Source organism: Bacillus sp. 0209A (assembly GCF_036765095.1).
Taxonomy (GTDB): Bacteria; Bacillota; Bacilli; order Bacillales; family Bacillaceae; genus Bacillus; species Bacillus subtilis_G.
In genome coordinates, this window is record NZ_JBAIZV010000003.1 from 633,307 (window position 1) to 657,944 (window position 24,638).

Here is a 24,638-nt window from a genome sequence, read left to right on the forward strand (position 1 = left end):
AAACAGCCTCCCGTTCTAAAAAGGAGTGCCCCCGTCTTTTTACACAGGACACTCTCTGAATACGTCATGATACATCGGTAAACAACCCGATATATTTTATCATAAAACCTTGCGGAAAGCGAATAAAAGGAGAGCTTTTTGCTCCCCTTTTATTGCTCATTTTTTGAGAAAATGTATTTTTCTTTTGCTTTATTATGCTCTTTTAACGTTTTTGTAAATACAACCTCACCACTTGATTTAGCCAAGAAGTACAGATAGTCCGTTTGATCTGGATGCAACGCCGCCTCCCATGACGACATGCCGGCGTTGGCAATCGGTCCTGGCGTCAATCCCGGGTTTTTATACGTATTGTACGGTGAATCGATTTCCAAATCCTTATAAAGAACACGATCTTTATGCTTGCCTGCCGCGTACAGCACGGTCGGATCTGTTTGGAGCGGCATGTTCTTCTTCAGACGGTTATAAAAGACGCTCGCAATTTTATGGCGATCGACTTTTTCAGTCGCTTCTTCTTCAATCAAAGAAGCCATCGTCAGCAGCTTATGCACGGAAAGGTTATTTTTCTTCATTTCTGCTTTGTATGTTTCGACATAAGAATTTGTCTGTTTAACCATTGCCGTGATGATGTCTTCAAGTGACGTGTCTGGATCATGAAAAGGGTATGTAGCCGGGAATAGGTACCCTTCCAGCGGATGCTTAATGTTTTTATTGAAAACATCGTTTGTAATAGTGTCCGGGAATTCTTTCTTCAGCTGATTGATAAATGTTTCATCGTCCAGCTTCGCCATGACTTGTTTTTTAGAGTATTTCGTTTCATCAGCAATAGCGGCCGCGATTTGTGTCAGCTGCGCTCCCTCAGTTGCTGTAATTTGAAATGCATAGCCTGTAGCCCCGCTCGTCAGCTTATGAATAATGGCATCTACATCCATTCCTTTATTCAAATGGTAGAATCCCGCCTGAAACCCGGAAGCGCCTTTATATTTGACATAATACTGAAATGCCTTCTCGCTTTTTATGACATCGTTTTTCTTCAATATCGATGCGATGGCCGAAACAGACGAGCCGCTCGGAATGTTGATGTTAACTGTGGTTTCACTGTCTTTTTCAACAGGTTCAAGCAATGTTTTCCCATATAAAAATGCCCCGCCAATGATGAGAAGCAGCACTATAATGGAAGACAGTATGATTCTTTTTTTATTGAAGAATGATTTTTTTTGCCGATTGATATACATTAGGTCCCCTCCCATCAGCTCTTATACTACATGATTCATTGGATTTCGGCAATTTATTACAAAACAAGGGTGAAAGAGGCCTTATACAGCATAAAAAAAGCCGGAGCAGTATGGCTCCGGCTTTGGCGCGGTGTTTTATTCTTCGTCTTCGTCCGCTAAGAATGTGTTAAGGGTTTCTTCAATCATATCCCATTCTTCGTCAGTTTCGATCGGATGTAGCTCACCGTTTTCACTGCCTTCGTTTGGCGTGAAGCTGGAAGCAAGAATTTCTACTTCTTCATCATCTTTTGCTTCCATTGGGTAGTACAGCACATAAGACTTCCCAAACTCTTCGTTTTCAAATGTAAACAGCACTTCACAAAGCTGTTCATTTCCTTGATCGTCAACAATTGTAATATTATTTTCGCCGTGTTCCATTTTCTTCACCCCTGGCTTTAATTTAAACTGTCAAGATATCCTTGCAAAATCATAACAGCCGCCATTTTATCAATGACTTTTTTTCGTTTTTGCCTGCTGACATCAGCGGCAATCAGCATTTTTTCAGCCGCCATTGTGGTAAGACGCTCGTCCCACAGCACAACAGGAACATTGTACGTTGTTTCAAGCATTTTCGCAAATGTTTGGCTGGCTTCGCCTCTCGGGCCGACTGTTCCGTTCATATTCTTAGGAAAGCCGAGCACGATTTTATCTATAGTATACTCCTGAATCAGATCAGATAAACGGGAAAAACCATAATCGCCTTCAGCTTCATTGATCTTTATGGTCTCAATGCCCTGAGCAGTCCAGCCCATTTCGTCGCTCAGAGCAACACCGAGTGTTTTGGTTCCTAAATCGAGTCCTAATATTCTCATACTTTTTTTACGCCTCTTTATGCTGTTCTAAATAAGACTTCACCAATTCCTCGATTAATTCGTCTCTTTCAAGTTTGCGAATTAAATTACGAGCGTCACGATGCCTAGGAATATAAGCGGGATCACCTGACAGCAAGTATCCGACAATCTGATTGATTGGATTGTAGCCCTTTTCCTGAAGCGCGTCATACACTGTAATCAGCACCTCATTTACATTAGTCTCAGCAGAATCATCGGAGAAATTAAATTTCATCGTTTTATCAAACGAGCTCACCGTTTTGCACCTCTTTCCCAAATTCGCAGGCAAAGTTCAGCCTGGGGTCCTAATCTTACCATCATTCTACACTACATGGGCAAATTATAAAACGGATTTGACCCAATCTTCTACAGAAGTCAAAGCTTCTTCTAATTTTTCCGGCTGTTTGCCGCCTGCCTGCGCCATATCCGGACGGCCTCCGCCGCCACCGCCGCAAACTTCCGCAGCTTGTTTGACCAGCTTGCCGGCATGTAGGCCTTTCTCAATGAGATCCTTTGTTACGCCGGCGGAAATATTGACTTTATCGTTTTGTACCGCACCGAGCACAATCACCGCAGATCCAATCTTCGCTTTCAGTTCGTCCACCATTGCGCGGAGATGATTCATGTCTTTCGCATTTACTTTTTCCGCAAGCACACTCACACCGTCAACATCTTTCACTTTTGACAGAATCGCTCCTGCTTCCACGTTGCCTAGTTTCGCAAGAAGAGATTCATTTTCTCTTTGTGCTTCCTTCAGTTCAGCCTGCAGAGCCGCAACCCGTTTCGGCACTTCTTTGATATTTGTTTTCAGCTCGTCTGCAGCGTGCTTCAATACTGAAATTTGGCTGTTCATTTCTTCGTAAGCGCCTTGCCCCGTTACAGCTTCAATCCGTCTTGTGCCCGCGCCGATTCCAGATTCAGAAGCCACTTTAAACAAGCCGATTTCCGCTGTGTTTCTGACATGGCATCCGCCGCACAGCTCTAAACTGTAATCTCCGACTTGAACGACACGGACAATATCGCCGTATTTTTCGCCGAACAGAGCCATCGCGCCCATTTCTTTTGCTTCAGCGATCGGTTTTAAATCAATGCTGACCGGGATACTCGCCCAGATCTTTTCGTTTACGATTCTTTCAATTTGTTCAAGCTCTTCTTTTGTCACTTGACCAAAGTGCGAGAAATCAAAACGAAGGCGGTTTTCAGTCACAAGAGATCCCGCCTGATTGACATGAGTTCCAAGAACGTCTTTCAATGCCTGATGCAATAAATGCGTTGCCGTATGGTTTTTAATGACGCCGCTTCTCATATGGTCTTCAACTTCAGCAGTAACATGCAGGCCTTTTTGAACAGTGCCGCTCTCCACAACACCTTCATGCACATGCTGGCCGTTCGGCGCTTTTTTTACATCTTTAATTCTTACCACTGCCTGTTCGCTGCGGAGATAGCCTTTATCGCCGATTTGGCCGCCGCTTTCTGCATAGAACGGTGTTTCATCAAGAATCACTTGAACGCTGTCTCCTTCATGAGCCTCTTCAATGAATTGGCCGTCTTGAAGAAGCACAATGACACTGGCATCAGCTTTTGTTTGAGAGTAGCCGACAAATGTGCTTTCATCGCTCACGTCGCGCAATGCGCCGCCCTGCACCTGCATGCTGCCGACATCTTGGCGGGCGTTTCTTGCCCGTTCACGCTGCTGATTCATTTCTTCTTCAAAGCCTTCATGGTCAACCGTCATATTCTCGTCTTCGGCGTATTCTTCCGTCAGCTCAACTGGGAATCCATACGTATCGTACAGTTTAAACACATCGGCCCCTGAAATCACGCTGCTGCCCTTGCCTTTTTCTTTTTTGATCATTTCTGACAAGATCGCAAGCCCTTCGTTAAGAGTTTCGTGGAAGCGCTCTTCTTCAGTTTTGATGACTTTTGCGATAAAATCCGCTTTCTCTTTTACTTCAGGATAGAAATCAGCCATGATTTCAGCAACAACCGGCACTAAGTCGTACATAAACGGACGGTGGATGTTGATTGTTTTGGCATAACGCACTGCCCGGCGCAATAAGCGTCTTAAGACATAGCCGCGGCCTTCATTGGACGGCAGCGCCCCGTCACTGACAGCAAAGGCGACCGTTCTGATGTGGTCGGCAATCACTTTAAACGCAGTATCTTTCACATTGTCTGTGCCATATGTTTCACCAGAAATGCTTTCTGTTGCTTTGATGATCGGAACAAATAAATCGGTATCAAAGTTAGTCGGAACATTCTGGATGACAGATACCATTCTTTCAAGCCCCATGCCCGTATCAATGTTTTTCTTCGGAAGCGGCGTGTACGTGCCGTCAGGGTTATGGTTGAACTCAGAGAACACAAGATTCCATACTTCCAGGTAACGGTCGTTTTCTCCGCCTGGGTAAAGCTCCGGATCTTCCGGATCGTTTCCGTATGCTTCACCGCGGTCGTAGAAGATCTCTGTGTTCGGTCCGCTCGGTCCTTCACCGATGTCCCAGAAGTTCCCTTCAAGACGGATAATTCTGTCCTCAGGAATACCGATTTTTTTCGCCCAGTACTCATACGCCTCTTCATCCTCGGGGTGAACCGTAACAGAGAGAAGCTCTTTGTCGAAACCGATCCACTTGTCACTGGTTAAAAACTCCCAAGCCCATGTAATGGCTTCTTCTTTGAAATAATCGCCAATGGAAAAGTTTCCGAGCATTTCAAAGAATGTATGATGGCGCGCAGTTTTACCTACATTTTCTATATCGTTTGTTCTGATCGCTTTTTGAGCGTTTACGATTCTTGGATTTTCCGGAACGACACGGCCGTCAAAATATTTTTTCAGTGTCGCAACACCGCTGTTGATCCAAAGCAGTGAAGGATCCTCATGTGGCACTAATGATGCGCTCGGCTCTACCGCATGTCCTTTTTCTTTAAAGAAATCCAAAAACATTTGACGAACTTCAGCAGAAGTTAGGTGTTTCATTGTATTTCCTCCTCTATAAAAATCGAAATTCTCTTTAGTGACAGCAAAAAAGCCCTCCCCCTATGCAAACCACACGTTTACACAGGGACGAGAGCTGTCTCGCGGTACCACCCTGATTACGGGCTTCATTTATCATTCGCCCGTCACCTTTTACCCTGTAACGCAGGATGTGCGGCAGTGATTAACTGCACTCAGGATTAGCTTCCTCCGATCTTCTGATAAAGCTCCTTTCAGCTTGCGGAGCTTCTCTCTTTAACAGGGCTTCGGCGTACTCGGATCCGTCACTCGAGATTCGTATGTATTCTACGAGAAATTATAGACAAGCTGCACGTCAATGTCAATGCTCCGTCCTCATCCGCAAAAAATGGATCATCATCACTTTTAAAACAGCCGTCGCAGGAACAGCCAGAATCATCCCGACGATTCCCGCAAGCTCTCCTCCGGCAAGCAGCGCAAGCATGATGACGACAGGATGCATTTTAAGGCTTCTGCCAACAATGAACGGACTGAGGATATTCCCTTCCATAAACTGCAGAGTAAACACTGTAATCACCACAACAAGAATCGCATTCACTGAGATCGTCATCGCAATTAAAAGCGCCGGAACCGCTCCGATAAACGGACCAAAATAAGGTATGACATTCGTTATCCCTGAAATCAGGCCTAAGATCAACGGATAGGGAAGTCCAAATATCCAGAATGTAACGCCCGCCAGCACGCCGAGAATGAAACAGACCAGAAGCTGGCCGCGGACGTAATCGCCAAGAGAGTCATCCACATCCCGCAAGAAGGCGCTGCCCCGCTTTCTCCACGACTTCGGAGTCAAGTACCATACCGTCTTTTTCATCAACTCAATATCCTTTACCATATAAAACACGAGAAAAGGGATTGTTGCCGCAATGATGAAGTAATCAAGCACGTTGCGAATTCCGCTGATTGCACCCTCGATCGCTCCCGCGAAAAACGCCTCCGTCTGGCGGATCATTTTATCTATCCGATGGTGCATGCCGTCCGGCCAGTCATCAGTATGGTTATGCACATGAAGAAGGAGCCCGTTATACGTATCGGCAAACATAGGTATATTCTCAGATAAATCCGTCAGCTGCACAATTAAAACAGGCACCCCTTTATACAGCGCCCAGCCAATTCCGCCAAAAAAAAGAACATAAATAACCAAGATGCTCAAGGTCCTCGGCAATCCTTTGCCGTGCAGCCACTCCGTGACCGGGAGCAATAAATAAGAAATAAAAATTGAAATGATCAAGGGAATAAAGATTGTTTTTATGACGAGCCAAAAGGGCGACCATAACACATCAAGCATAAAAAAGACGTAGACTGTTAACAGGACCAGCAAACAAATGGCCACCCACAACAAAAGCTGCACCGGTTTTTGAAGCATCTGCTTTCACCTCTTCTATATCTTTTGAGGAACGGTACGAATTATTCTCTCTCCTTATAACAAAAAGGATACTCTTCGGAGAGTATCCTTTTTCACTTAAAACATTTTCGTTATTCTTCTTCTCATCCGCTTCATGCTTCGATTATTCAGCATGTTGGATTGAGTCGTCATTCGGTACACGAGAGCCCCAGCTCCCAATGCCAAAAGAGAAGTCATCGTCCGATTCATCCTGCGCATCTCCCTTCATCATTAAAAATTGATGCTGCGTTCATCCTCAGAAAACAAATCATCTAAGCTGCTTAACGTTCCGTCTTCTTCCACCTGATGAGTTGCAATCTTCCCTTTGGCTACTGTCAGTTCAATAAAACAGCTCCAGCAATAATATTGGTTCACGCCGATTTTCCCGATATCCTTACTTTTGCAATTCGGGCATATAAGCATATCTCACACCTCTATCCGTTCAGAACGATCTCGTCTTTCCGCACCTCGACAAGCGAATCCGCTCTTTGGATCTGATGCTTGCTTCCCGCCAGATCAGAAAAGAAACCGTCCGAGAGTTCATATGCTACGATTATGCCCCTGTCCAAACAAAAGTATACATCTTCCAGCATCCCCAATATATCTCCCTCTTGCGATTTTACAAGCTTCATTTTCATCTGCTCGTATGTGAAGCATGATTTCGGAAGAGGCAGAAGCTGGTCTGAACTGATCGAGACCAATATGCGGTCATCAAGAATGCAAGAAATATCACACGCCCGTAATAACGCGTGATGATGATGCAAAAACCGTTTTTGTGCAACAATAAACCCGAGACAATCTCCCTTAAGAGAAAAACAAATATCGGAAATTGTCCCAAGATAACAAGAAGTTCGTTCTGAGTATACTGGGAATCCTTCTATCTCATGGCATGTTCTCAAAGTGTGATCAACCACCTTTTGTTGAACAAGCTTAGGTTTTGCTTTGCACCTTAGACTCATACGATGAAATCACTTCCACCGCAAAATAAAAAAACTCCCGCAGCGCGGGAGCCTTTTACAGCTGTCCTTCTTTCATAAAATCGAATGGTGTAATGCCTTCCATACCAATATTGGCATCGTGTACGCTGAATGGGAGCTCTTTTTGCAAAGCCTCAAGCTCAGCATCCATTTCCTCAATCTGTATTGAGAGCCTGTTTCTCAAGGCGGTCTGCCTGACCGTTGCGTCATTATTTTTCACGCCCCACTCCAGCGCCTCCTCTTCTCCGCATAAAATGAGAAACTTCTTCGCTCTTGTAATCGCGGTATAAAGAAGGTTTCTTCTGAGCATTCTATAATAGCCTTTCACAACAGGCAAAACCACAATCGGAAATTCACTTCCCTGCGATTTATGAATAGAGCAGCAATACGCGTGTGTAAACTGGTTAAAGTCTTTTTTCGTAAACGTCATTTCATTCCCGTCAAAAGAAACGACAGCCATATCTTCTTTTTCTGTATTTTCCTTCGCATAAAATATCGACGTAATTTCGCCAATATCTCCGTTGAATACATTGTTTTCCGGCTGATTGACGAGCTGCAAAATTTTATCTCCGGTTCTGTAGACAACATCTCCGAATTTCAATTCCCTCCGTTTTTCTTTAGGAGGATTTAAAATGTCCTGCAGCATTACATTTAGTTCATTGATCCCGGCTTTTCCTCTGTACATCGGAGCGAGAACCTGAATGTCCTTTGCCGTATAGCCTTTTTTCAATGCATTGGCGACGACCTTTTCAACTACCTCTTTAATTTGCGATCCTCCGCAGCGAATAAAGGAACGGTCCTTCGTCGGGGCAGTCAAATTGTTTGGCAGCAAACCATTTTTCATCTGATGGGCAAGCTCGACGATTGATGATCCTTCCGCCTGGCGGTAAATATCTGTCAGTCTCACAGTGGGTATCACCTGAGATGCCAAAAGGTCTCTCAGCACTTGGCCCGGACCGACAGAAGGCAGCTGATCTTCGTCTCCGACGATGATGATTTGAATATGATCAGGGATCGCCTTGAACATATGGTTTGCAAGCCATATATCAAGCATACTCGCTTCATCGATGATTAACAGCTTCCCTTCGATCGGCTGATCCTCTGTATGGGTAAAGCCCTCTGCGCCATTCCAGCCAAGGAGCCTGTGAATCGTGACTGCCGGAAGGCCCGTTGATTCACTCATCCGTTTCGCCGCTCTCCCTGTCGGTGCGGCCAATACAATCGGAAAGACTTCATCCTTTTTATAAGCTGACGGGTCTAGCGACACACCGTGAAGCTCTCCGTACAGTTCGACAATCCCTCTGATTACCGTCGTTTTCCCTGTTCCCGGGCCTCCCGTTAAAAGCAGCATCGGTGAGGAAAGGGCTTTTTGAATCGCTTCCTTTTGGCTGGGGGCATACTGAACGTTCATCCGTTCCTCCAGTTCTCCCAAAGCGAGCAGAAATTCTGATTCAGGAAACTGGTCGTCATATTCGGTTTGGCTTGCGATATGTTTCACGCGCTTCGCAACATTTTGTTCCGCGTAAAACAGCGATGGGAAATAACAGCGGCCATCTTCTATGACAATGTCTTTATTTTCTCCAAGGGCAATAATCGCGTTAGCTGCATCCATTTCTGTGATGCGCTGCCCTTCCTTTGCTGACTGATTTAACAGTGATTGGGTATCGATAATGAGCTGTTCCGTTTCTATGTACGTATGCCCATCTGACAGACAAGTTGTTTCAAGCGTGTACAAAATGGCGGCTTTTACCCGCTCAGGATGATTACCCGAAAGCCCCATTCTGCTGCCCAGTTCATCCGCTTTTCCAAACCCGATGCCTTCTACATCTTTCACAAGCTGATAAGGGTTTTCCTGAATCTTTTCAAGCGTCTCCGATTCATAGGCTTGATAGATTTTCATAGACAGCTGCGGACCGAATCCAAACTGATTAAGGGATATCATGATTTGTTCCAGTCCCTGATGCCGCTGCAGGGCGCCGGCTAGCGTGTCGGCTTTCTTTTTTGACAGCCTTGGAACATCGTAAAGCACTGAAGCGTCAGCTAGTATTTTATTAATCGCGCTGTCACCCAGTTTTTTCACAATTTCTTCAGCTGTTTTTTTGCCGATCCCCTCGAACAAATCACTTGATAAATAGTGAACGATGCCTTCTTTAGTCGTCGGAATCTCCTTTTTGAAATGCTCCGCCTGAAATTGGAGCCCGAATTTTGGATGGGTTACGATCTTGCCGTAAAACGTGTAGGTCTCTTCTTCTTGAAGCGCAGGGAAGTAGCCCGTCACGGATACGGCTTTATCTTCAATGGCTTCGGAGGTCTCTCTGACTTTCACTTTCAGAACCGTATATAAATTGGTGTCATTATGATAGATGACTGTGTTGACTGTCCCTTTTAGATAGGGCTCTTCCTCCATGTTAAGCTGATCCGGATGCTGCTGCACGAGCTGTCCCTCCTCCTGTGCTGTTATGATGGATCGATCAGTTTTTTAGCATGAAGCGCAAGCATATGATCCGGCTGGATGGCGATCGCCTTGTCCAGCATTTCCAGCGCTTTTTTTCGATTTTCTTTATATGCATAAGCGACACCGGCATTGTAAAATGCATCAGCGTGCCCCGGATTTAGCTTAGTTACAGCTGTGAACTGGCTGAGCGCTTCGTCCAGCATGCCCTCGTTCGCTAAGCACATCCCAAATTGAAAGCGCGCTTCCGCATCGTTTTCATTCAGTTCGACCGCTCTTTGTAAATATGGCAGTGCAAGTTTAGGTTGTTCGAGTTTGACAAGAACCGTTCCGAGCATGTAAAACAGGTCGCCGTTTTCCATCCCGGCACGAAGCGCTTTTTCAAACATGTCTTTCGCTTCTTTGTACATTTCTTTTACAACATAGACATTTCCTGCCCCATAATACGCAGTGGCTGCGCTATTGTCTAATTCAAGCGCTTTATCATAAAACGCAAGCGCCCGTTCCAGCTCGTTTACGGATGAAAGCAGGTTAGCAAAGTTGATATATGGAATCGCGTCTTCTTTATTTTCTTCAATCGCTTTTGTAAATGCCTCTGCCGCTTTCTCGTAATCGCCTTCCTGCATCGCCTCTATACCGAGTTGATTATAATCCACCGACCATCTTCCTTTCATTAAAAAACCCCAACTCAGTGTTGAGGTTTTTCATCTTTTATACGTACCACAATTTTGTTCCATCTTTGTACACATCATCAATTGTTCCGCCGCCAAGGCATTCTTCGCCATCATAGAAGACAACGGCTTGACCCGGCGTAACAGCGCGGACTTGTTCATCAAAGATGACTTCCGCTTCGCCTTCACCCGTCATGCGCACCGTCACTTTATGATCTTCTTGACGGTAACGGAATTTAGCCGTGCAGGAAATCTCTTCGCCCTTCATGATATCCGGACGAACCCAGCTAATATTCGTTGCTGTAATTTTGTCGGAATAAAGAAGCGGGTTATGGAATCCTTGATCCACGTAGAGGATGTTCTTTTCAAGATCTTTACCGACCGCAAACCACGGCTCGCCGCTTCCGCCGATGCCAAGCCCGTGACGCTGTCCGATCGTATAGTACATCAACCCGTCGTGGCGTCCTTTTACTTCGCCGTCCATCGTCATCATATCACCCGGCTGTGCAGGGAGATATTGGCTGAGAAACGTTTTGAAGTTGCGCTCGCCGATAAAACAGATGCCCGTACTGTCTTTTTTCGCCGCCGTAGCAAGATCTGCTTCTTTGGCAATTTCACGCACACGGCTTTTTTGAAGCTCGCCGATCGGGAACATGACTTTGCTTAGTGTATCTTCTGTCAGCTGATTCAAGAAGTACGTTTGATCTTTGTTTTCATCAATGCCTCGCAGCATTCTGACTTTGCCGCCGCTTCTGTCAACCCTTGAATAGTGGCCAGTCGCTAGATAGTCGGCGCCAAGTGACAGGGCGTGCTCCAAAAACGCCTTGAATTTAATTTCTTTGTTGCATAGCACATCCGGGTTGGGTGTTCTGCCTGCTTTATATTCATCAAGGAAGTATTGAAATACCTTCTCATAATATTGCTTTTCAAAATTTACGGCATAGTACGGAATTCCGATTTGGTTGCAGACGCGGATCACATCTTCATAATCCTCTGTCGCCGTGCAAAAACCGTTTTCGTCCGTATCATCCCAGTTTTTCATAAAGATTCCGATAACATCATAGCCCTGTTCTTTTAACAGAAGGGCCGCCACAGATGAGTCTACACCGCCGGACATACCGACGACGACTCTTGTATCTTCCGGCCGTTTTTCCAATTTCATTCACTCCAATAACTAAGCCGCCTTATTGTGTCAGCCGTTTGACAACGTCGGCCACATGTTTGGCAGCAGTTTTCACTTGCTCAGCGGTATTGCCGAGGCCGAAGCTGATCCGAATTGAGGACGTCAGCCGGTCACTCTCTTCTCCGAACATAGCAGTCAGAACATGTGACGGCAGGACCGAACCGGCCGTGCACGCTGATCCGCTTGAAACGGCTACTCCCGCCATATCCAGATTCACCAGCAGCGCTTCCACTGATACACCGGGGAAATAAAGGTTCAGAACATGCGGCAGGCAATGCTCTTTGTCCCCGTTGATCTCGAATGCCACACCGGCATTTTCAAGCGTGTCGGCGATGATTGTTTTAAACGATTGATACTTCTCGTTTTTTTCGTCCCGTTCTTCACTTGACAGCTTGATGGCTTCTTTCAGCCCGACAATGCCGGGAACATTTTCTGTTCCGGCACGGCGTTTTCTTTCTTGCTCTCCCCCGAATAAGAGCGGGGAAAGCTTCACATCTTTACTTGCATATAAAAAGCCTGTCCCTTTTGGCCCGTTGAGCTTGTGCCCAGAAACAGACAGAAGGTCGATATGGCTGTTGTTCACATCAATTGGCAGCAACCCGAATGCCTGTACAGCATCGGTATGAAAATAAGCCTGGTGTTCCTTCAGCAGCTCACCGATTTCATCGATCGGCTGCAATGTTCCGACTTCATTGTTTCCATACATCACTGTCACAAGGATTGTATCATCACGCAGTGCTTCTTTCACCTGTTTTGCACTGACTCTACCATTTTGGCCAACGTCCAGATACGTAACTTCAAATCCGTCTTCCTCTAGTTTTTCACAAGCATGAAGCACGGCGTGATGCTCAACTTTTGTCGTAATGATGTGTCTGCCCAAATCTTTTCTTGCAAGCGCGGTTCCCATAATGGCCAAGTTATCAGCTTCCGTCCCTCCGCTTGTAAAAATGATCTCCTGCTCCGCCGCTCCGATTTCGGCTGCAATCTGAGCTCTTGCTTCGTCCACCCATTTTCGAGATTCTCTACCAAATGAATGAATACTGGATGGATTCCCAAAATTGCCGGAGAAATGAGGGATCATTTTTTCCAGCACTCGCTCATCCATCGGAGACGTTGCGGCATGATCTAAATAAATCCGTTCCATTATATTTGCACCTCTGATCTAAATATAGAACATATAAGCTTCTTGCTCTCCGTCTGTATAGCTGGCAAGATCCTCTAATGTTGTACTGTCTAAAACCTCTTTCACAGCATCACGTATACGAATCCAGAGCTCCCGCTTGGCAGGCTCCTCGTCTTCCAGCACTTCAACAGGACTGATCGGCCCCTCGAGTACACGGATAATATCTCCCGCCGTGATCGCATCCGGCTCGCTGCCTAATACATATCCGCCGTATGCGCCTCTAATGCTTTTCACTAAGCCGGCATTTCTGAGCGGCGATACGAGCTGCTCCAAATAATGCTCGGAAAGATTATTCGTCTGTGCGATGCTTTTTAATGAAGTCGGGCCTTCACCATGCTTTTTTGCAAGCTCGATCATAATGGTGAGCCCGTATCTTCCCTTAGTTGATATTTTCAACATGAACACCTCTGTTATTTCATGATTTTCCACGTTTATAATGGCAATTTCTATATGATTCGTCCGTTTATTATCTAATAGACCAACTGTTATTATAACATACCTTCAGCGATTTTTCATTGAGGCGGGGGGAAACGGGCTTCCCTCTTTCCTAATGTCCGGTTTTCCGTTACCCTGTAATTATGTAAGGAGAGATGAGGATGAAGCCATTGGCATATCGGATGCGTCCGACAAAAATTGAGGATATTATCGGCCAGCAGCATCTGGTGGCTGAAGATAAAATAATCGGCAGAATGGTTCAGGCAAAACATTTGTCATCCATGATTTTGTACGGGCCGCCCGGAATTGGAAAAACATCAATCGCAACAGCAATCGCCGGTTCAACAAGTATTGCTTTTCGGAAGCTGAATGCTGTCATTAACAATAAAAAAGATATGGAAATCGTAGCCCAGGAAGCTAAAATGTCAGGCCAAGTGATTTTGATTCTGGATGAAGTTCACAGGCTGGATAAAGGGAAACAAGATTTTCTTTTGCCCTATTTAGAAAACGGGATGATCATTTTGATCGGAGCAACCACGGCTAACCCGTATCATGCCATAAATCCGGCGATCAGAAGCCGGACACAGATCTTTGAGCTTGAGCCGTTAACACCGGAACTGATTAAACAGGCTCTGGAACGGGCGCTTCATGATGAGCATCGCGGCCTTGGCACCTATTCTGTATCCATTGATGATCAGGCGATGGAGCATTTTGCCCGGGGATGCGGAGGGGATGTCCGCTCCGCTTTAAATGCGCTTGAGCTGGCCGTGTTGTCAACAAAGGAGTCACCAGATGGTGTGATTCACATTACATTAGAAACCGCGGAAGAATGTTTGCAGAAAAAGAGCTTTACTCACGATAAAGATGGTGACGCGCATTATGATGTTTTATCCGCTTTTCAAAAATCGATCCGCGGCTCTGATGCCAACGCTGCTCTTCACTATTTGGCAAGATTAATTGAAGCAGGCGATCTGGAAAGCATTGCAAGAAGACTGCTTGTCATCGCCTATGAAGATATCGGCTTAGCAAGCCCCCAAGCTGGCCCAAGGGTGCTGCACGCTATTCAGACTGCTGAGCGAGTCGGATTTCCCGAAGCACGAATTCCGCTGGCCAACGCAGTCATTGAACTTTGCCTCTCGCCGAAATCAAACTCAGCCATTCTGGCAATCGATGAGGCGCTTGCAGATATCAGATCCGGAAAAATCGGGGATGTCCCTAAGCATTTAAAAGACGCGCATTATAAAGGAGCTCAGGAATTAGGAAGAGGAATCGACTATAAATACCCGCATCATTACGACAACGGATGGGTCGAACAGCAATATCTCCCTGATCCTTTAAAAAACAAGCAATATTACAAGCCGAAACAGACAGGCAAGTTCGAACTCGCATTAAAGCAGGTATACGACAAATTAATGAAAAGAAAATAAATTAAAAACAGCCTTGAAGCATCATCAAGGCTGTTTCTATGCGTTATTTATCCTTCACGCGTTTGATTTCAATGTCTTTTACAAGATCCATGACAACATGCCCGCCCATAATCAAACCGGCAACTGACGGCACAAAAGCATTAGAAGATGGCGGCATTTTTGCTTTGCGGATGTTCGCTTCGTCATTTCCCACTTCTTTTCTGACATCTTCCCGAATAACAATCGGGCTTTCGTCAGAGAAAATCACTTGAACACCCTTTTTGATGCCCTCTTTCCGTAATCTCGTACGGACGACCTTCGCAATGGGATCAGTGTGCGTTTTTGAAATATCAGCGATTTGGAAGCGTGTCGGATCTGTTTTATTGGCGGCGCCCATGCTGGAGATGAGCGGAATATCCCGTTTCAAACATTCTTTCATTAAATGGATTTTATAATGAATGGTGTCTGACGCATCAATGACATAATCAAGCTTATATTCAAAAAATTGCTCATACGTTTCTTCCGTATAGAACATTTTTAATGCGATCACTTCACACTCCGGGTTAATGTCCGCGATCCGCGCTTTCATTAAATCAACTTTCGGCTGTCCGACTGTTGAAAGGAGCGCGTGAAGCTGACGGTTTACGTTTGTAATGTCCACATCATCTTTGTCGACAAGCAAAATGCGGCCGACGCCTGACCGCGCGAGAGCTTCCGCCGCGAACGATCCGACTCCGCCGACCCCAAGCACAGCAACCGTGCTGTTTTTCAGCGTTTCTAGGCCTTCTTTTCCGATAGCTAATTCATTGCGTGAAAACTGGTGTAACAAGAACCTCACTCCACATTCGTATTCTGGTTTCATCTATTAAATGGCTGAATCATGTGCAGCCGTTTTTTCTGCGCACAAAAAATAAAGTCCCAATAGTGCCGTTGCAGCTTTCCTTTGTTTTGAACCCGCTCTCAGCAGGTGGGTGCCCTCTTTCAAATCTTGTAAGTCCTCTTTACCGAATGAAAAGAGGCATGTACGCCATTTAAAAATACGGGCTCCCAAATCAAAAAAATGTTCGGTCAAAACTAGGTGTACAACTAACACATCAGGACTTTATTTAACTTGTCAAAATCATATCATAGACGATTTTGATTTTCAAGAATCGAACTGCTCATTCAGCTCTTTACTTTTTTCTTGATAGAAAGGTGAAGCTCGTCCAGCTGGGCGTCGCTTACTTCGCCTGGCGCTTCTGTCATCAGGCAGCTTGCACTTGCCGTTTTCGGGAATGCAATCGTATCTCTTAGGTTCGTACGTCCTGCGAGAAGCATGACGAGACGGTCTAAGCCAAGCGCGATTCCGCCGTGCGGAGGAGCGCCGTAATCAAATGCTTCAAGTAAGAACCCGAACTGCTCAGCCGCTTCTTCTTGTGAGAAGCCAAGAAGCGCAAACATTTTTTCCTGAATGTCCTTTTCGAAAATACGGATTGAACCTCCGCCAAGCTCATAGCCGTTTAAGACGAGGTCATAGGCTTGTGCTTTCATGTCTTCAGGCGCTGTTTCAATCAGTTCAAGGTCTTCACGGACAGGCATTGTGAACGGATGGTGGGCTGCGTAAAAACGGCCTTCCTCCGGATCATGCTCTAAAAGCGGCCAGTCGATAACCCATAAGAAATTGAACAGGTTTTCGTCAATCAGTCCGCGTTCTTTCCCAAGCTTTAAGCGCAGGGCGCCGAGCGATGCGGCAACCACTTCGAATTTATCCGCTCCGAACAGCAGCAAATCACCTTCAGCAGCATCAAGCGCCTCAATCAGCTTGGACTGCTTGTCTTCATCAAAGAATTTGGCGATCGGGCCTTTCACTCCGTCTGCCTCAACTTTCACCCAGGCAAGTCCTTTTGCCCCGTAGTTTGCGGCAAAAGCGCCAAGAGCGTCAATATCTTTTCTTGAGTAATCGCCCGCTCCGCCTTTTACGTTGATTGCTTTTACCACGCCGCCGTTTGCCACAGCTGATGAGAATACTTTAAACTCTGTATCCTTCACAATGTCAGACACATCTGTCAAAAGCATATCAAATCGAGTATCCGGTTTATCAGAACCATAACTGTTCATCGCCTCATCATACGTCATTCGAGGAAGAGGAAGCTTGAGCTCCACACCTTTTGTTTCGCGCATAATCTTTGCCATCATATCCTCAGCCAATGACATAATATCTTCCTGGCTCATAAAGGACATTTCAATATCAATTTGCGTAAACTCAGGCTGGCGGTCCGCACGCAAGTCTTCATCTCGGAAACAGCGGGCAATTTGATAATAGCGTTCAATGCCTGACACCATCAGAAGCTGTTTAAATAGCTGCGGAGACTGAGGCAGCGCATAGAACTCACCTTCATGCACTCGGCTCGGCACCAAGTAGTCACGGGCGCCTTCAGGTGTGCTTCCTGTTAAAATCGGCGTTTCAATATCAAGAAATCCTTTTTCATCTAAAAAGCTGCGGACAGCTTTCGTCACGTTATGGCGCAGCTGCATCGTTTGGAACATAGTCGGTCTGCGCAAATCCAAGTAACGGTGTTTTAAACGGACGTCCTCTGATACGTCTTCCGCTTGATCTGAAATCGCAAATGGAGGTGTCTTTGCAGCATTTAATACGTTCACTCCATCAGCGTGAATTTCGATCGCGCCTGTTTTCAAATTCTGATTGACTGTTCCCTCTTCACGCGCCACTACTTTCCCTTGAATATCAAGCACGTATTCGTTTCGGATGCCTTCCGCGATAGCAAGCGCTTCTTTTGACACATCAGGGTTAAACACGACTTGAACAATTCCCGTACGGTCGCGCAAGTCAATAAAAATCAATCCGCCGAGGTCCCGTCTTTTTTGGACCCAGCCTTTCAGCGTTACAGATTCACCAATTGCTTTTTCAGTTATTTCGCCGCAATAATATGTTCTTCCAAACAATAGATTCCACTCCTTATCCCTTTTGGTTTGCCTTCATCACATGTATCAATTCATCAAGTGCCACTTCAATCTGTTCGCCCGTCTGTGCATCCTTAACATTGATTTTATTTTGGGCTAGCTCATCTTCACCCAAAATCGCAATAAATCTGGCATTCAGGCGGTCAGCTGTTTTGAACTGGCCTTTCATTTTCTTATTTTCATAATCGATTTCGCTGGAGATTCCTGCTTCTCTCAGTTTGTACACCAATGAAACAGAATAATCCTTTGCTTTCTCGCCGAGGGTGACGACATAGCAATCGATTCCCTGATCGACAGGCAGTTCTCTTTTTTCAGCATCAATGGCGGCAAGCAGGCGTTCAATGCTCATCGCAAACCCGATGCCCGGCGCTTCAGGCCCGCCGATCTGTTCGACCAAACCATCGTAGCGTCCGCCGCCGGCAAGAGTTGTAATCGCGCCAAACCCCTCCGCATTGCTCATGATTTCAAATGCGGTGTGGTTGTAATAATCCAGCCCTCTCACAAGATTAGGATCAATTTCATACGCAATGCCAAGATCGTTTAAGTATTGCTTTACTTTCTCAAAATAAGCGGCTGATTCTTCATTTAAATATGTCAAAATCGAAGGTGCTGATTTCATCAGTTCATGATCGCGGTCTTTTTTGCAGTCCAAGATTCTGAGCGGGTTTGTGTGCAGACGTGACTGGCAGTCTGAACAAAACTCTTCGATGCGAGGCTCAAAATGTTTCACGAGCGCTTCTCTGTAGCTTTTGCGGCTTTCTTGGTCGCCGAGACTGTTTATGACAAGCTTGACGTTTTGCAAACCTGCTTTTTGATAAATACTCATCGCAAGCGCCATGACTTCGGCATCAATCGCAGGGTCACTCGAGCCTATTGCTTCAATTCCAAACTGATAGAACTGGCGGTACCGGCCCGTCTGCGGACGTTCATAACGGAACATCGGCCCGACATAATAAAGCTTTGTCGGCTGGACAGGATTTGCAAATAGCTTATTTTCATTAAAAGCGCGAACCGCCGCAGCTGTTCCCTCTGGTCGAAGCGTCAGGCTTCTTCCTTTGCGGTCCTGGAAGGTATACATTTCTTTTTGTACGATATCTGTAGACTCTCCGACACCTCTGGCAAATAGTTCTGTATGCTCAAAAATCGGTGTGCGGATTTCTTTATATTGATAAGTGCGGCAAGTGTCTCTCATAATTTGTTCAACAAACTGCCAGCGATCTGATTCTCCGGGCAGAATATCCTGTGTTCCTCTTGGAATGTTATATCCCATATGTAGACCTCCTTATGTATCCCTTATAAAAATATACAATGATCGTTAATGATGAAAATAAAAAAACTCTCGTCCCTACTATACATGTATAGTAGGGACGAGAGTTATACCCGTGGTGCCACCCTAGTTGGAATATGTTCATATTCCCGCTCGATCCTTTAACGCAGGTTCACGTTCACTGCCTAATGACGGGATTAACGCGTTCAGCAGGAAACCTCCGGAGTGTTGTTTCGAGAAAGACGCAATGGGATCCGCTTTCAGCCTGGGGCGGTTCCTCTCTATCCATGCAATCTGACCTACTCTTCTCCATTATTGGTTCAAATCTTTCATCATTTTGCTATGTACTCAATTTCTATTATAATAATGGGATTGAGGTTCTCTGTCAAGCTTTATTCCGGTTGTTTTTCCTTATCGCTGCTTCTTTGGACATAAGACCAAATTCAGATGCCGTTTCAGTAAGATAACCAGTCGTATCAGGTTCAGCGTGATCGCTGTAATGCAGATTTGCTTCACCGTCGTGAAACGCGCGGCCCATTTTTGGATGATATTTCATGATTTGCACACCTTTTTGATTGTATTTACGCCTAGTATAAACAAATCATTTTATTTTTATTTAAAAATCAGAAAGGACTTTACGATATTAAGCAAGAAAGCTTTTTTTATGATCATCTGAAAGGAGGACACAATGAGCAAGAAATACTTTGTTCTTATTGTATGTATTATCGTCGCGGGGGCGCTTTTCCCGCCTTTTTCTTCCGTTACAGCCGCTCAGGGAGAAGCGGTCATCGCAACAGATGAAATGAACGTCAGAAGCGGCCCGGGGCTTAGCTACGGGATTACAGCGAAAGTAAAAAAGGGAGAGCATTACCCGATTTTAAAAGAAGAAGGAGACTGGGTGCAGATACAGCTTGGTTCCGGAGACAAAGGATGGGTGGTGTCATGGCTTATTACAAAAGAAGATCAGGGCAGCTCAAGCTCTTCGGAAAGCAGTGATACTGTTACATCAACAGATCCAGATCTGCGAATGAGAACCGGACCGGGCACTTCATACGACGTCATCGGCAAATTCCCGCAAGGCAGCCAAGCGTCTGTCATTGATAAAGATTCGGGCTGGATCAAGATATCCTATCAAAACGCCACCGGATGGGTGTCATCTGAATATGTCACGTCAAGCGGCAGCAGTTCAGTATCTGATGGGAATGATCAAACCGAATCTCCCGATGCATCAACGAGCACGGTCGGTGTTTCCTCACTAAATGTAAGAGCCTCCGCCTCACATGACGCGGCGATTATAACGAAACTGGATCGCGGAACGAAAGTGACGATTCTCAACGAGAAAAATGGCTGGGCTCACATCGAAGTGAACGGGTTGAAAGGCTGGGTTGCAAGCCATTACCTTTTGACTAGTTCTGATCCAGCTGAAGATTCAGCAAATGCCGGCAGCTCCTCCTCCGCTAAAAAAGCCTATATCGTATACGGAGGAACGAATGTAAGAAGTGATGCGTCAACATCATCTTCGATCGTAGAACGTGCTGCCAAAGGCGATTCCTATCCGATAACCGGTTCAAAGGGCAGCTGGTATGAGATAAAGCTTGATAACGGACAGACTGCTTATGTCGCCAATTGGGTGGTCCAAACGTCTAAAAGTGCGGAAGAATCAGGAGAACCCCCTGTCGCTGATTCCCCGTCCGGAAACGGCTCTCTAAACAATAAAACGATTATTGTTGATCCGGGACACGGAGGAAAAGACAGCGGAACGATCGGCTACTCGGGTAAATTCGAGAAAAACCTGACGATTAAAACAGCAAAACTGCTCGCCGGCAAACTTAGATCGGCTGGAGCAGATGTGTATGTGACACGCCAGGATGATACCTTTGTCAGCTTACAGTCACGGGTCTCTACGTCTCACTATCGCAACGCTGACGCCTTTATCAGCATTCATTATGACAGCTATGCGGATGCTTCCACGAGAGGCAGCACCGCTTACTACTACAGCCCTGCCAAAGATCAGGGACTGGCGTCAGATGTACATTCAGAAGTGGTGAAGCGTTCTTCCATTCCTGACCGCGGCGTGTTATTCGGAGATTATTATGTGCTTCGGGAAAACAGACAGCCCGCTATGCTGTATGAGCTGGGGTATTTAAGCCATCCGCAGGAAGAGGCCATCGTACATAGCAGCTCTTACCAAGAAAAAGTAACAGACGGTATCGAGAGCGGATTGGAGAAATATTTCCAATAAAAAAAGCTGCCTTTTGGCAGCTTTTTTATTTTGAATCCATCATGAGCGTGACCGGTCCTGAGTTTGTAAGCTGAACATCCATCATCGCTCCAAACATTCCGGTCTCCACTTTGATTCCTTTTTCACGAAGCAGGTCGTTCCATTTTTCATAGAGACCTAAAGCTTTATCAGGTTTTGCGGCGTTCATGTAGTTCGGCCGGCGCCCTTTTTTCGTATCTCCGTAAAGCGTAAACTGTGAGACGGATAAAATCTCTCCTCCTATATCTAAAAGAGACAGATTCATTTTCCCTTCACTGTCATCAAATATACGAAGATGAACCATTTTATCGGCCAAATAAGCTGCATCCTCTTCTGTATCATCGTGAGTGATGCCGACCAGCACCATGATGCCTTGTCCAATTTGACCGACAACCTCTTCATTCACTGTTACGCTTGCTTCAGTTACTCGCTGAACAACTAATCTCATTTTCTAACCCCTTTAGTTCATGACGCGGCGCACAGAATAGATATCTCTTATCTGTTTAATACGCTCGACGACTTTGTGCAAGTGATTGATGTTCTGAATAAAAATCGCCATATGAATAGTTGCCACTTTATTGCGATCCGATTTGCCAGAAACAGATGAGATATTTGTTTTCGTTTCATTCACTGCCTGAAGCACCTCGTTCAGCAATCCGCGGCGGTCATACCCAAGAATCTCTATCTCAACATTATATTCCTTGCGCTTTTGAACCTGCGACTCATGTTCCCACTCTACCGGAATCAGCCGCTCCAGGGCTTCATTCGTTTTGACATTCGGGCAATCTTCACGATGGACCGAAACCCCTCTGCCTTTTGTGATAAATCCGACAATATCGTCACCCGGTACAGGATTGCAGCATTTTGATAAACGGACAAGAAGATTGTCGATCCCCTTGACGCGAACGCCCGCTTCCCGTTTCCTGCCTTGCGGGTACGGCTTAGATTCCGCAGTGACTTCCTGAACGCTCTTTTCCTGTTCTTCCTGATCGCGCTGCTTTCTCTCTTTTTCCGTCAGGCGGTTTGCGACCTGCAAGGCTGTAATGCCGTTATAGCCGACCGCTGCGTACATATCCTCTTCATTTGAGAAATTAAACTTGTCAGCAACCTTCTGGATATTCTCCGGCGTTAAGACATCCTTCACTTCAAAATCCAGATTCTTAATTTCTTTTTCTACCAGCTCACGACCTTTTTCGACATTTTCTTCGCGCCGCTGTTTCTTAAAGAATTGACGGATCTTATGCTTCGCCTGGGAGGTTTGAGCAAGCTTCACCCAATCCTGGCTCGGACCATAGGAGTGCTTAGACGTCAGAATTTCAACGATATCACCTGTCCGAAGCTTATGATCCAGCGTTACCATTTTTCCGTTTACTTTGGCACCGATTGTTTTATTGCCGATTTCAGAGTGAATCCGGTAAGAAAAATCAATCGGAACAGAACCGGACGGAAGCTCGATTACATCTCCTTTCGGTGTAAAGACATACACCATGTCAGAAAACAAATCGATTTTGAGCGATTCCATAAATTCTTCAGCATCTGTTGATTCATTTTGGAATTCTAAAATTTCACGGAACCAAGAAAGCTTTTTCTCAAAGGTTGCGCCTTCGGTGGCCGCTTTCCCTTCTTTATAAGCCCAGTGAGCCGCAACTCCGTATTCCGCAATTTCATGCATTTCAAAGGTGCGGATCTGCACCTCCAGCGGATCGCCTTTAGGCCCGATAACCGTTGTATGAAGCGATTGATACATATTCGGCTTCGGCATTGCGATATAATCTTTGAATCTGCCGGGCATCGGTTTCCAGCATGTGTGAATGATGCCGAGCACCGCGTAGCAGTCCTTTATGCTATTCACAAGAATGCGGACAGCCAATAAATCGTAAATTTCGTTAAATTGCTTATTTTGCAGCACCATTTTGCGATAAATGCTGTAAATATGTTTCGGACGTCCCGAGAAGTCAGCTTTGATGTGCACTTCTTCGACACGTTTCTTCACTTCATCGACTACCTCTTCGACATAAAGCTCACGTTCTGCGCGTTTCTTCTTCATGAGGTTGACAATTCTGTAATATTGCTGAGGATTCAAATAACGGAGCGCCGTGTCTTCCAATTCCCACTTAATTTTGGAAATCCCGAGTCGATGCGCCAAAGGCGCAAAAATCTCCAGCGTTTCATTGGAAATTCTCCGCTGTTTTTCCTGAGGAAGATGTTTCAGCGTCCGCATATTGTGAAGACGATCCGCCAGCTTGATCAGTATGACCCGGATATCTTGAGCCATAGCGACAAACATTTTGCGATGATTTTCCGCCTGCTGTTCCTCTTGAGATTTATATTTAATTTTGCCGAGCTTCGTTACGCCGTCCACAAGCATTGCCACTTCTTCGGAAAATGCTTCTTTCAGGTCATCAAGCGTCACATCTGTATCTTCCACGACATCGTGAAGAAATCCGCCCGCGATTGTGGAAGGATCCATTTCAAGATCCACGAGAATTCCCGCAACCTGAATCGGATGAATAATATATGGCTCGCCCGATTTGCGGTATTGCTCGCGATGAGCATCCTCAGCGTACAGATATGCTTTTTCGACAAATGCGATATGCTCATCAGATAAATAGCTGCGCGCTTTATCAATAACTTGCTCGGCAGTCAATACTTGTTCGTTCGCCATGGAATCACCTTTTTTAGAATGTAAACTGTATTGTAGTTTATTATCAAGAAAAAAACGAAAGATGTAAAGAGCAGAAGTTCAAATCGCCAAATATTATATAAAATAAATGCAAAACAATAGGAAAAAAGCACCCTGACATGGAGTGCTTTTTCGTTATGCGATTATCCTTAGTATTTCATCAATGTTAACATGTCATAATCTTTAAGCTTTTCTCTGCCGTCAAGGTAAGAAAGCTCGATTAAGAAAGCGATACCAGCAACCACGCCGCCAAGTTCTTCAACAAGTTTGATTGTGGCTTCAATTGTGCCGCCTGTCGCAAGCAGGTCATCTGTAATGAGCACACGCTGACCCGGTTTAATCGCATCTTTATGGATCGTTAATACGTCTTTTCCGTATTCCAAGCCGTAATCCACTTTAACCACTTCACGAGGCAACTTGCCTTCTTTGCGGACCGGCGCAAAACCTACGCCAAGCACGTAAGCAACGGGACAGCCGATAATAAAGCCGCGCGCTTCAGGGCCGACGACCAAATCAATTTGTTTTTCTTTCGCATATTCAACAATTTGGTCTGTGGCATAGCGGTATACATCGCCTTTATCCATCAATGTCGTAATATCTTTAAATTGCACGCCCTCTTTCGGGTAATCCGGTACAATTGTTACGTATTGTTTTAAATCCATCTG

General features: G+C 45.5%; 23 protein-coding genes, 1 other RNA gene and 1 other annotated feature. Of the genes, 2 read left to right on the top strand and 22 right to left on the bottom strand.

Annotated elements, in window-relative coordinates; all coding sequences use genetic code 11:
* Positions 1 to 149: 149 nt before the first annotated feature.
* The 14 genes from mltG to cymR all read right to left on the bottom strand — a co-directional run bounded on the left by mltG (position 150) and on the right by cymR (position 13,357).
* The gene (gene mltG, locus V6D44_RS14140; RefSeq protein ID WP_087992260.1) at positions 150 to 1,232 is read right to left on the bottom strand and encodes an endolytic transglycosylase MltG; all 1,083 of its coding nucleotides are present in this window, start codon (positions 1,230 to 1,232) and stop codon (positions 150 to 152) included.
* A 135-nt stretch (positions 1,233 to 1,367) separates the two neighbouring features.
* Positions 1,368 to 1,649: a DUF1292 domain-containing protein gene (locus V6D44_RS14145; protein ID WP_087992261.1), complete on the bottom strand. Its 282-nt coding sequence runs from the start codon at positions 1,647 to 1,649 to the stop codon at positions 1,368 to 1,370.
* Between the two features lie 17 nt (positions 1,650 to 1,666).
* The gene (gene ruvX / locus V6D44_RS14150) at positions 1,667 to 2,083 is read right to left on the bottom strand and encodes a Holliday junction resolvase RuvX (RefSeq protein WP_087992262.1); all 417 of its coding nucleotides are present in this window, start codon (positions 2,081 to 2,083) and stop codon (positions 1,667 to 1,669) included.
* Between the two features lie 7 nt (positions 2,084 to 2,090).
* Complete coding sequence (locus V6D44_RS14155; protein ID WP_003225903.1) at positions 2,091 to 2,357, bottom strand: IreB family regulatory phosphoprotein; 267 nt, start codon at positions 2,355 to 2,357, stop codon at positions 2,091 to 2,093.
* An 84-nt stretch (positions 2,358 to 2,441) separates the two neighbouring features.
* Positions 2,442 to 5,078: an alanine--tRNA ligase gene (alaS, locus tag V6D44_RS14160; protein ID WP_202327079.1), complete on the bottom strand. Its 2,637-nt coding sequence runs from the start codon at positions 5,076 to 5,078 to the stop codon at positions 2,442 to 2,444.
* Between the two features lie 337 nt (positions 5,079 to 5,415).
* Positions 5,416 to 6,477 carry an AI-2E family transporter gene (locus V6D44_RS14165; protein ID WP_087992264.1) on the bottom strand — a complete coding sequence of 354 codons (1,062 nt, stop codon included), beginning with the start codon at positions 6,475 to 6,477 and terminating at the stop codon, positions 5,416 to 5,418.
* A gap of 96 nt (positions 6,478 to 6,573) precedes the next feature.
* The gene (locus tag V6D44_RS14170) at positions 6,574 to 6,705 is read right to left on the bottom strand and encodes a YrzQ family protein (protein ID WP_087992265.1); all 132 of its coding nucleotides are present in this window, start codon (positions 6,703 to 6,705) and stop codon (positions 6,574 to 6,576) included.
* 21 nt (positions 6,706 to 6,726) lie between these two features.
* Positions 6,727 to 6,918 carry a hypothetical protein gene (locus V6D44_RS14175; protein WP_087992266.1) on the bottom strand — a complete coding sequence of 64 codons (192 nt, stop codon included), beginning with the start codon at positions 6,916 to 6,918 and terminating at the stop codon, positions 6,727 to 6,729.
* 11 nt (positions 6,919 to 6,929) lie between these two features.
* Positions 6,930 to 7,454 carry a PRC-barrel domain-containing protein gene (locus tag V6D44_RS14180; protein WP_087992267.1) on the bottom strand — a complete coding sequence of 175 codons (525 nt, stop codon included), beginning with the start codon at positions 7,452 to 7,454 and terminating at the stop codon, positions 6,930 to 6,932.
* 55 nt (positions 7,455 to 7,509) lie between these two features.
* On the bottom strand, positions 7,510 to 9,906 hold the full coding sequence (gene recD2 / locus V6D44_RS14185; protein WP_087992268.1) for an SF1B family DNA helicase RecD2: 2,397 nt from the start codon (positions 9,904 to 9,906) through the stop codon (positions 7,510 to 7,512).
* A 23-nt stretch (positions 9,907 to 9,929) separates the two neighbouring features.
* The gene (locus tag V6D44_RS14190; protein ID WP_250621905.1) at positions 9,930 to 10,550 is read right to left on the bottom strand and encodes a tetratricopeptide repeat protein; all 621 of its coding nucleotides are present in this window, start codon (positions 10,548 to 10,550) and stop codon (positions 9,930 to 9,932) included.
* A gap of 85 nt (positions 10,551 to 10,635) precedes the next feature.
* Entirely contained in the window at positions 10,636 to 11,751 is a 1,116-nt protein-coding gene (mnmA, locus tag V6D44_RS14195) for a tRNA 2-thiouridine(34) synthase MnmA (protein ID WP_087992270.1), read from the bottom strand.
* A 28-nt stretch (positions 11,752 to 11,779) separates the two neighbouring features.
* The gene (locus tag V6D44_RS14200) at positions 11,780 to 12,922 is read right to left on the bottom strand and encodes a cysteine desulfurase family protein (protein WP_202327072.1); all 1,143 of its coding nucleotides are present in this window, start codon (positions 12,920 to 12,922) and stop codon (positions 11,780 to 11,782) included.
* 18 nt (positions 12,923 to 12,940) lie between these two features.
* Positions 12,941 to 13,357, bottom strand: a complete 417-nt coding sequence (cymR, locus tag V6D44_RS14205) for a cysteine metabolism transcriptional regulator CymR (protein WP_003225879.1) — start codon at positions 13,355 to 13,357, stop codon at positions 12,941 to 12,943.
* 200 nt (positions 13,358 to 13,557) lie between these two features.
* Between cymR and V6D44_RS14210 the strand changes: the two genes are divergently transcribed.
* Entirely contained in the window at positions 13,558 to 14,823 is a 1,266-nt protein-coding gene (locus tag V6D44_RS14210) for a replication-associated recombination protein A (protein ID WP_202327070.1), read from the top strand.
* 43 nt (positions 14,824 to 14,866) lie between these two features.
* Here V6D44_RS14210 and V6D44_RS14215 read toward each other — a convergent pair whose 3' ends face one another.
* From V6D44_RS14215 to V6D44_RS14235, 5 genes are all read right to left on the bottom strand, one after another.
* A complete protein-coding gene (locus V6D44_RS14215; protein ID WP_087992273.1) occupies positions 14,867 to 15,631 on the bottom strand; it encodes a tRNA threonylcarbamoyladenosine dehydratase in 765 nt (254 codons plus the stop codon).
* Positions 15,632 to 15,713: 82 nt separating this feature from the next.
* Positions 15,714 to 15,906: non-coding RNA, 6S RNA (ssrS, locus tag V6D44_RS14220), on the bottom strand.
* Between the two features lie 60 nt (positions 15,907 to 15,966).
* Positions 15,967 to 17,745 carry an aspartate--tRNA ligase gene (aspS, locus tag V6D44_RS14225; RefSeq protein WP_087992274.1) on the bottom strand — a complete coding sequence of 593 codons (1,779 nt, stop codon included), beginning with the start codon at positions 17,743 to 17,745 and terminating at the stop codon, positions 15,967 to 15,969.
* A gap of 13 nt (positions 17,746 to 17,758) precedes the next feature.
* The gene (hisS, locus tag V6D44_RS14230) at positions 17,759 to 19,033 is read right to left on the bottom strand and encodes a histidine--tRNA ligase (protein WP_087992275.1); all 1,275 of its coding nucleotides are present in this window, start codon (positions 19,031 to 19,033) and stop codon (positions 17,759 to 17,761) included.
* A gap of 90 nt (positions 19,034 to 19,123) precedes the next feature.
* Positions 19,124 to 19,355 (bottom strand) — a binding site (T-box leader).
* A 60-nt stretch (positions 19,356 to 19,415) separates the two neighbouring features.
* Positions 19,416 to 19,586 (bottom strand): YrzK family protein, encoded by a 171-nt coding sequence (locus V6D44_RS14235; RefSeq protein ID WP_087992276.1) that lies wholly within the window; start codon positions 19,584 to 19,586, stop codon positions 19,416 to 19,418.
* A gap of 132 nt (positions 19,587 to 19,718) precedes the next feature.
* Here V6D44_RS14235 and V6D44_RS14240 point away from each other — a divergent pair, with 132 nt between their 5' ends.
* The gene (locus V6D44_RS14240; RefSeq protein ID WP_087992277.1) at positions 19,719 to 21,272 is read left to right on the top strand and encodes an SH3 domain-containing protein; all 1,554 of its coding nucleotides are present in this window, start codon (positions 19,719 to 19,721) and stop codon (positions 21,270 to 21,272) included.
* A gap of 25 nt (positions 21,273 to 21,297) precedes the next feature.
* Here the strand turns inward: V6D44_RS14240 and dtd are convergent, their stop codons facing one another.
* From dtd to V6D44_RS14255, 3 genes are all read right to left on the bottom strand, one after another.
* The gene (dtd, locus tag V6D44_RS14245; protein ID WP_087992278.1) at positions 21,298 to 21,738 is read right to left on the bottom strand and encodes a D-aminoacyl-tRNA deacylase; all 441 of its coding nucleotides are present in this window, start codon (positions 21,736 to 21,738) and stop codon (positions 21,298 to 21,300) included.
* A 12-nt stretch (positions 21,739 to 21,750) separates the two neighbouring features.
* On the bottom strand, positions 21,751 to 23,955 hold the full coding sequence (relA, locus tag V6D44_RS14250) for a GTP diphosphokinase (RefSeq protein ID WP_087992279.1): 2,205 nt from the start codon (positions 23,953 to 23,955) through the stop codon (positions 21,751 to 21,753).
* Between the two features lie 167 nt (positions 23,956 to 24,122).
* Positions 24,123 to 24,635 carry an adenine phosphoribosyltransferase gene (locus V6D44_RS14255; RefSeq protein WP_087992280.1) on the bottom strand — a complete coding sequence of 171 codons (513 nt, stop codon included), beginning with the start codon at positions 24,633 to 24,635 and terminating at the stop codon, positions 24,123 to 24,125.
* Between the last annotated feature and the right edge of the window lie 3 nt (positions 24,636 to 24,638).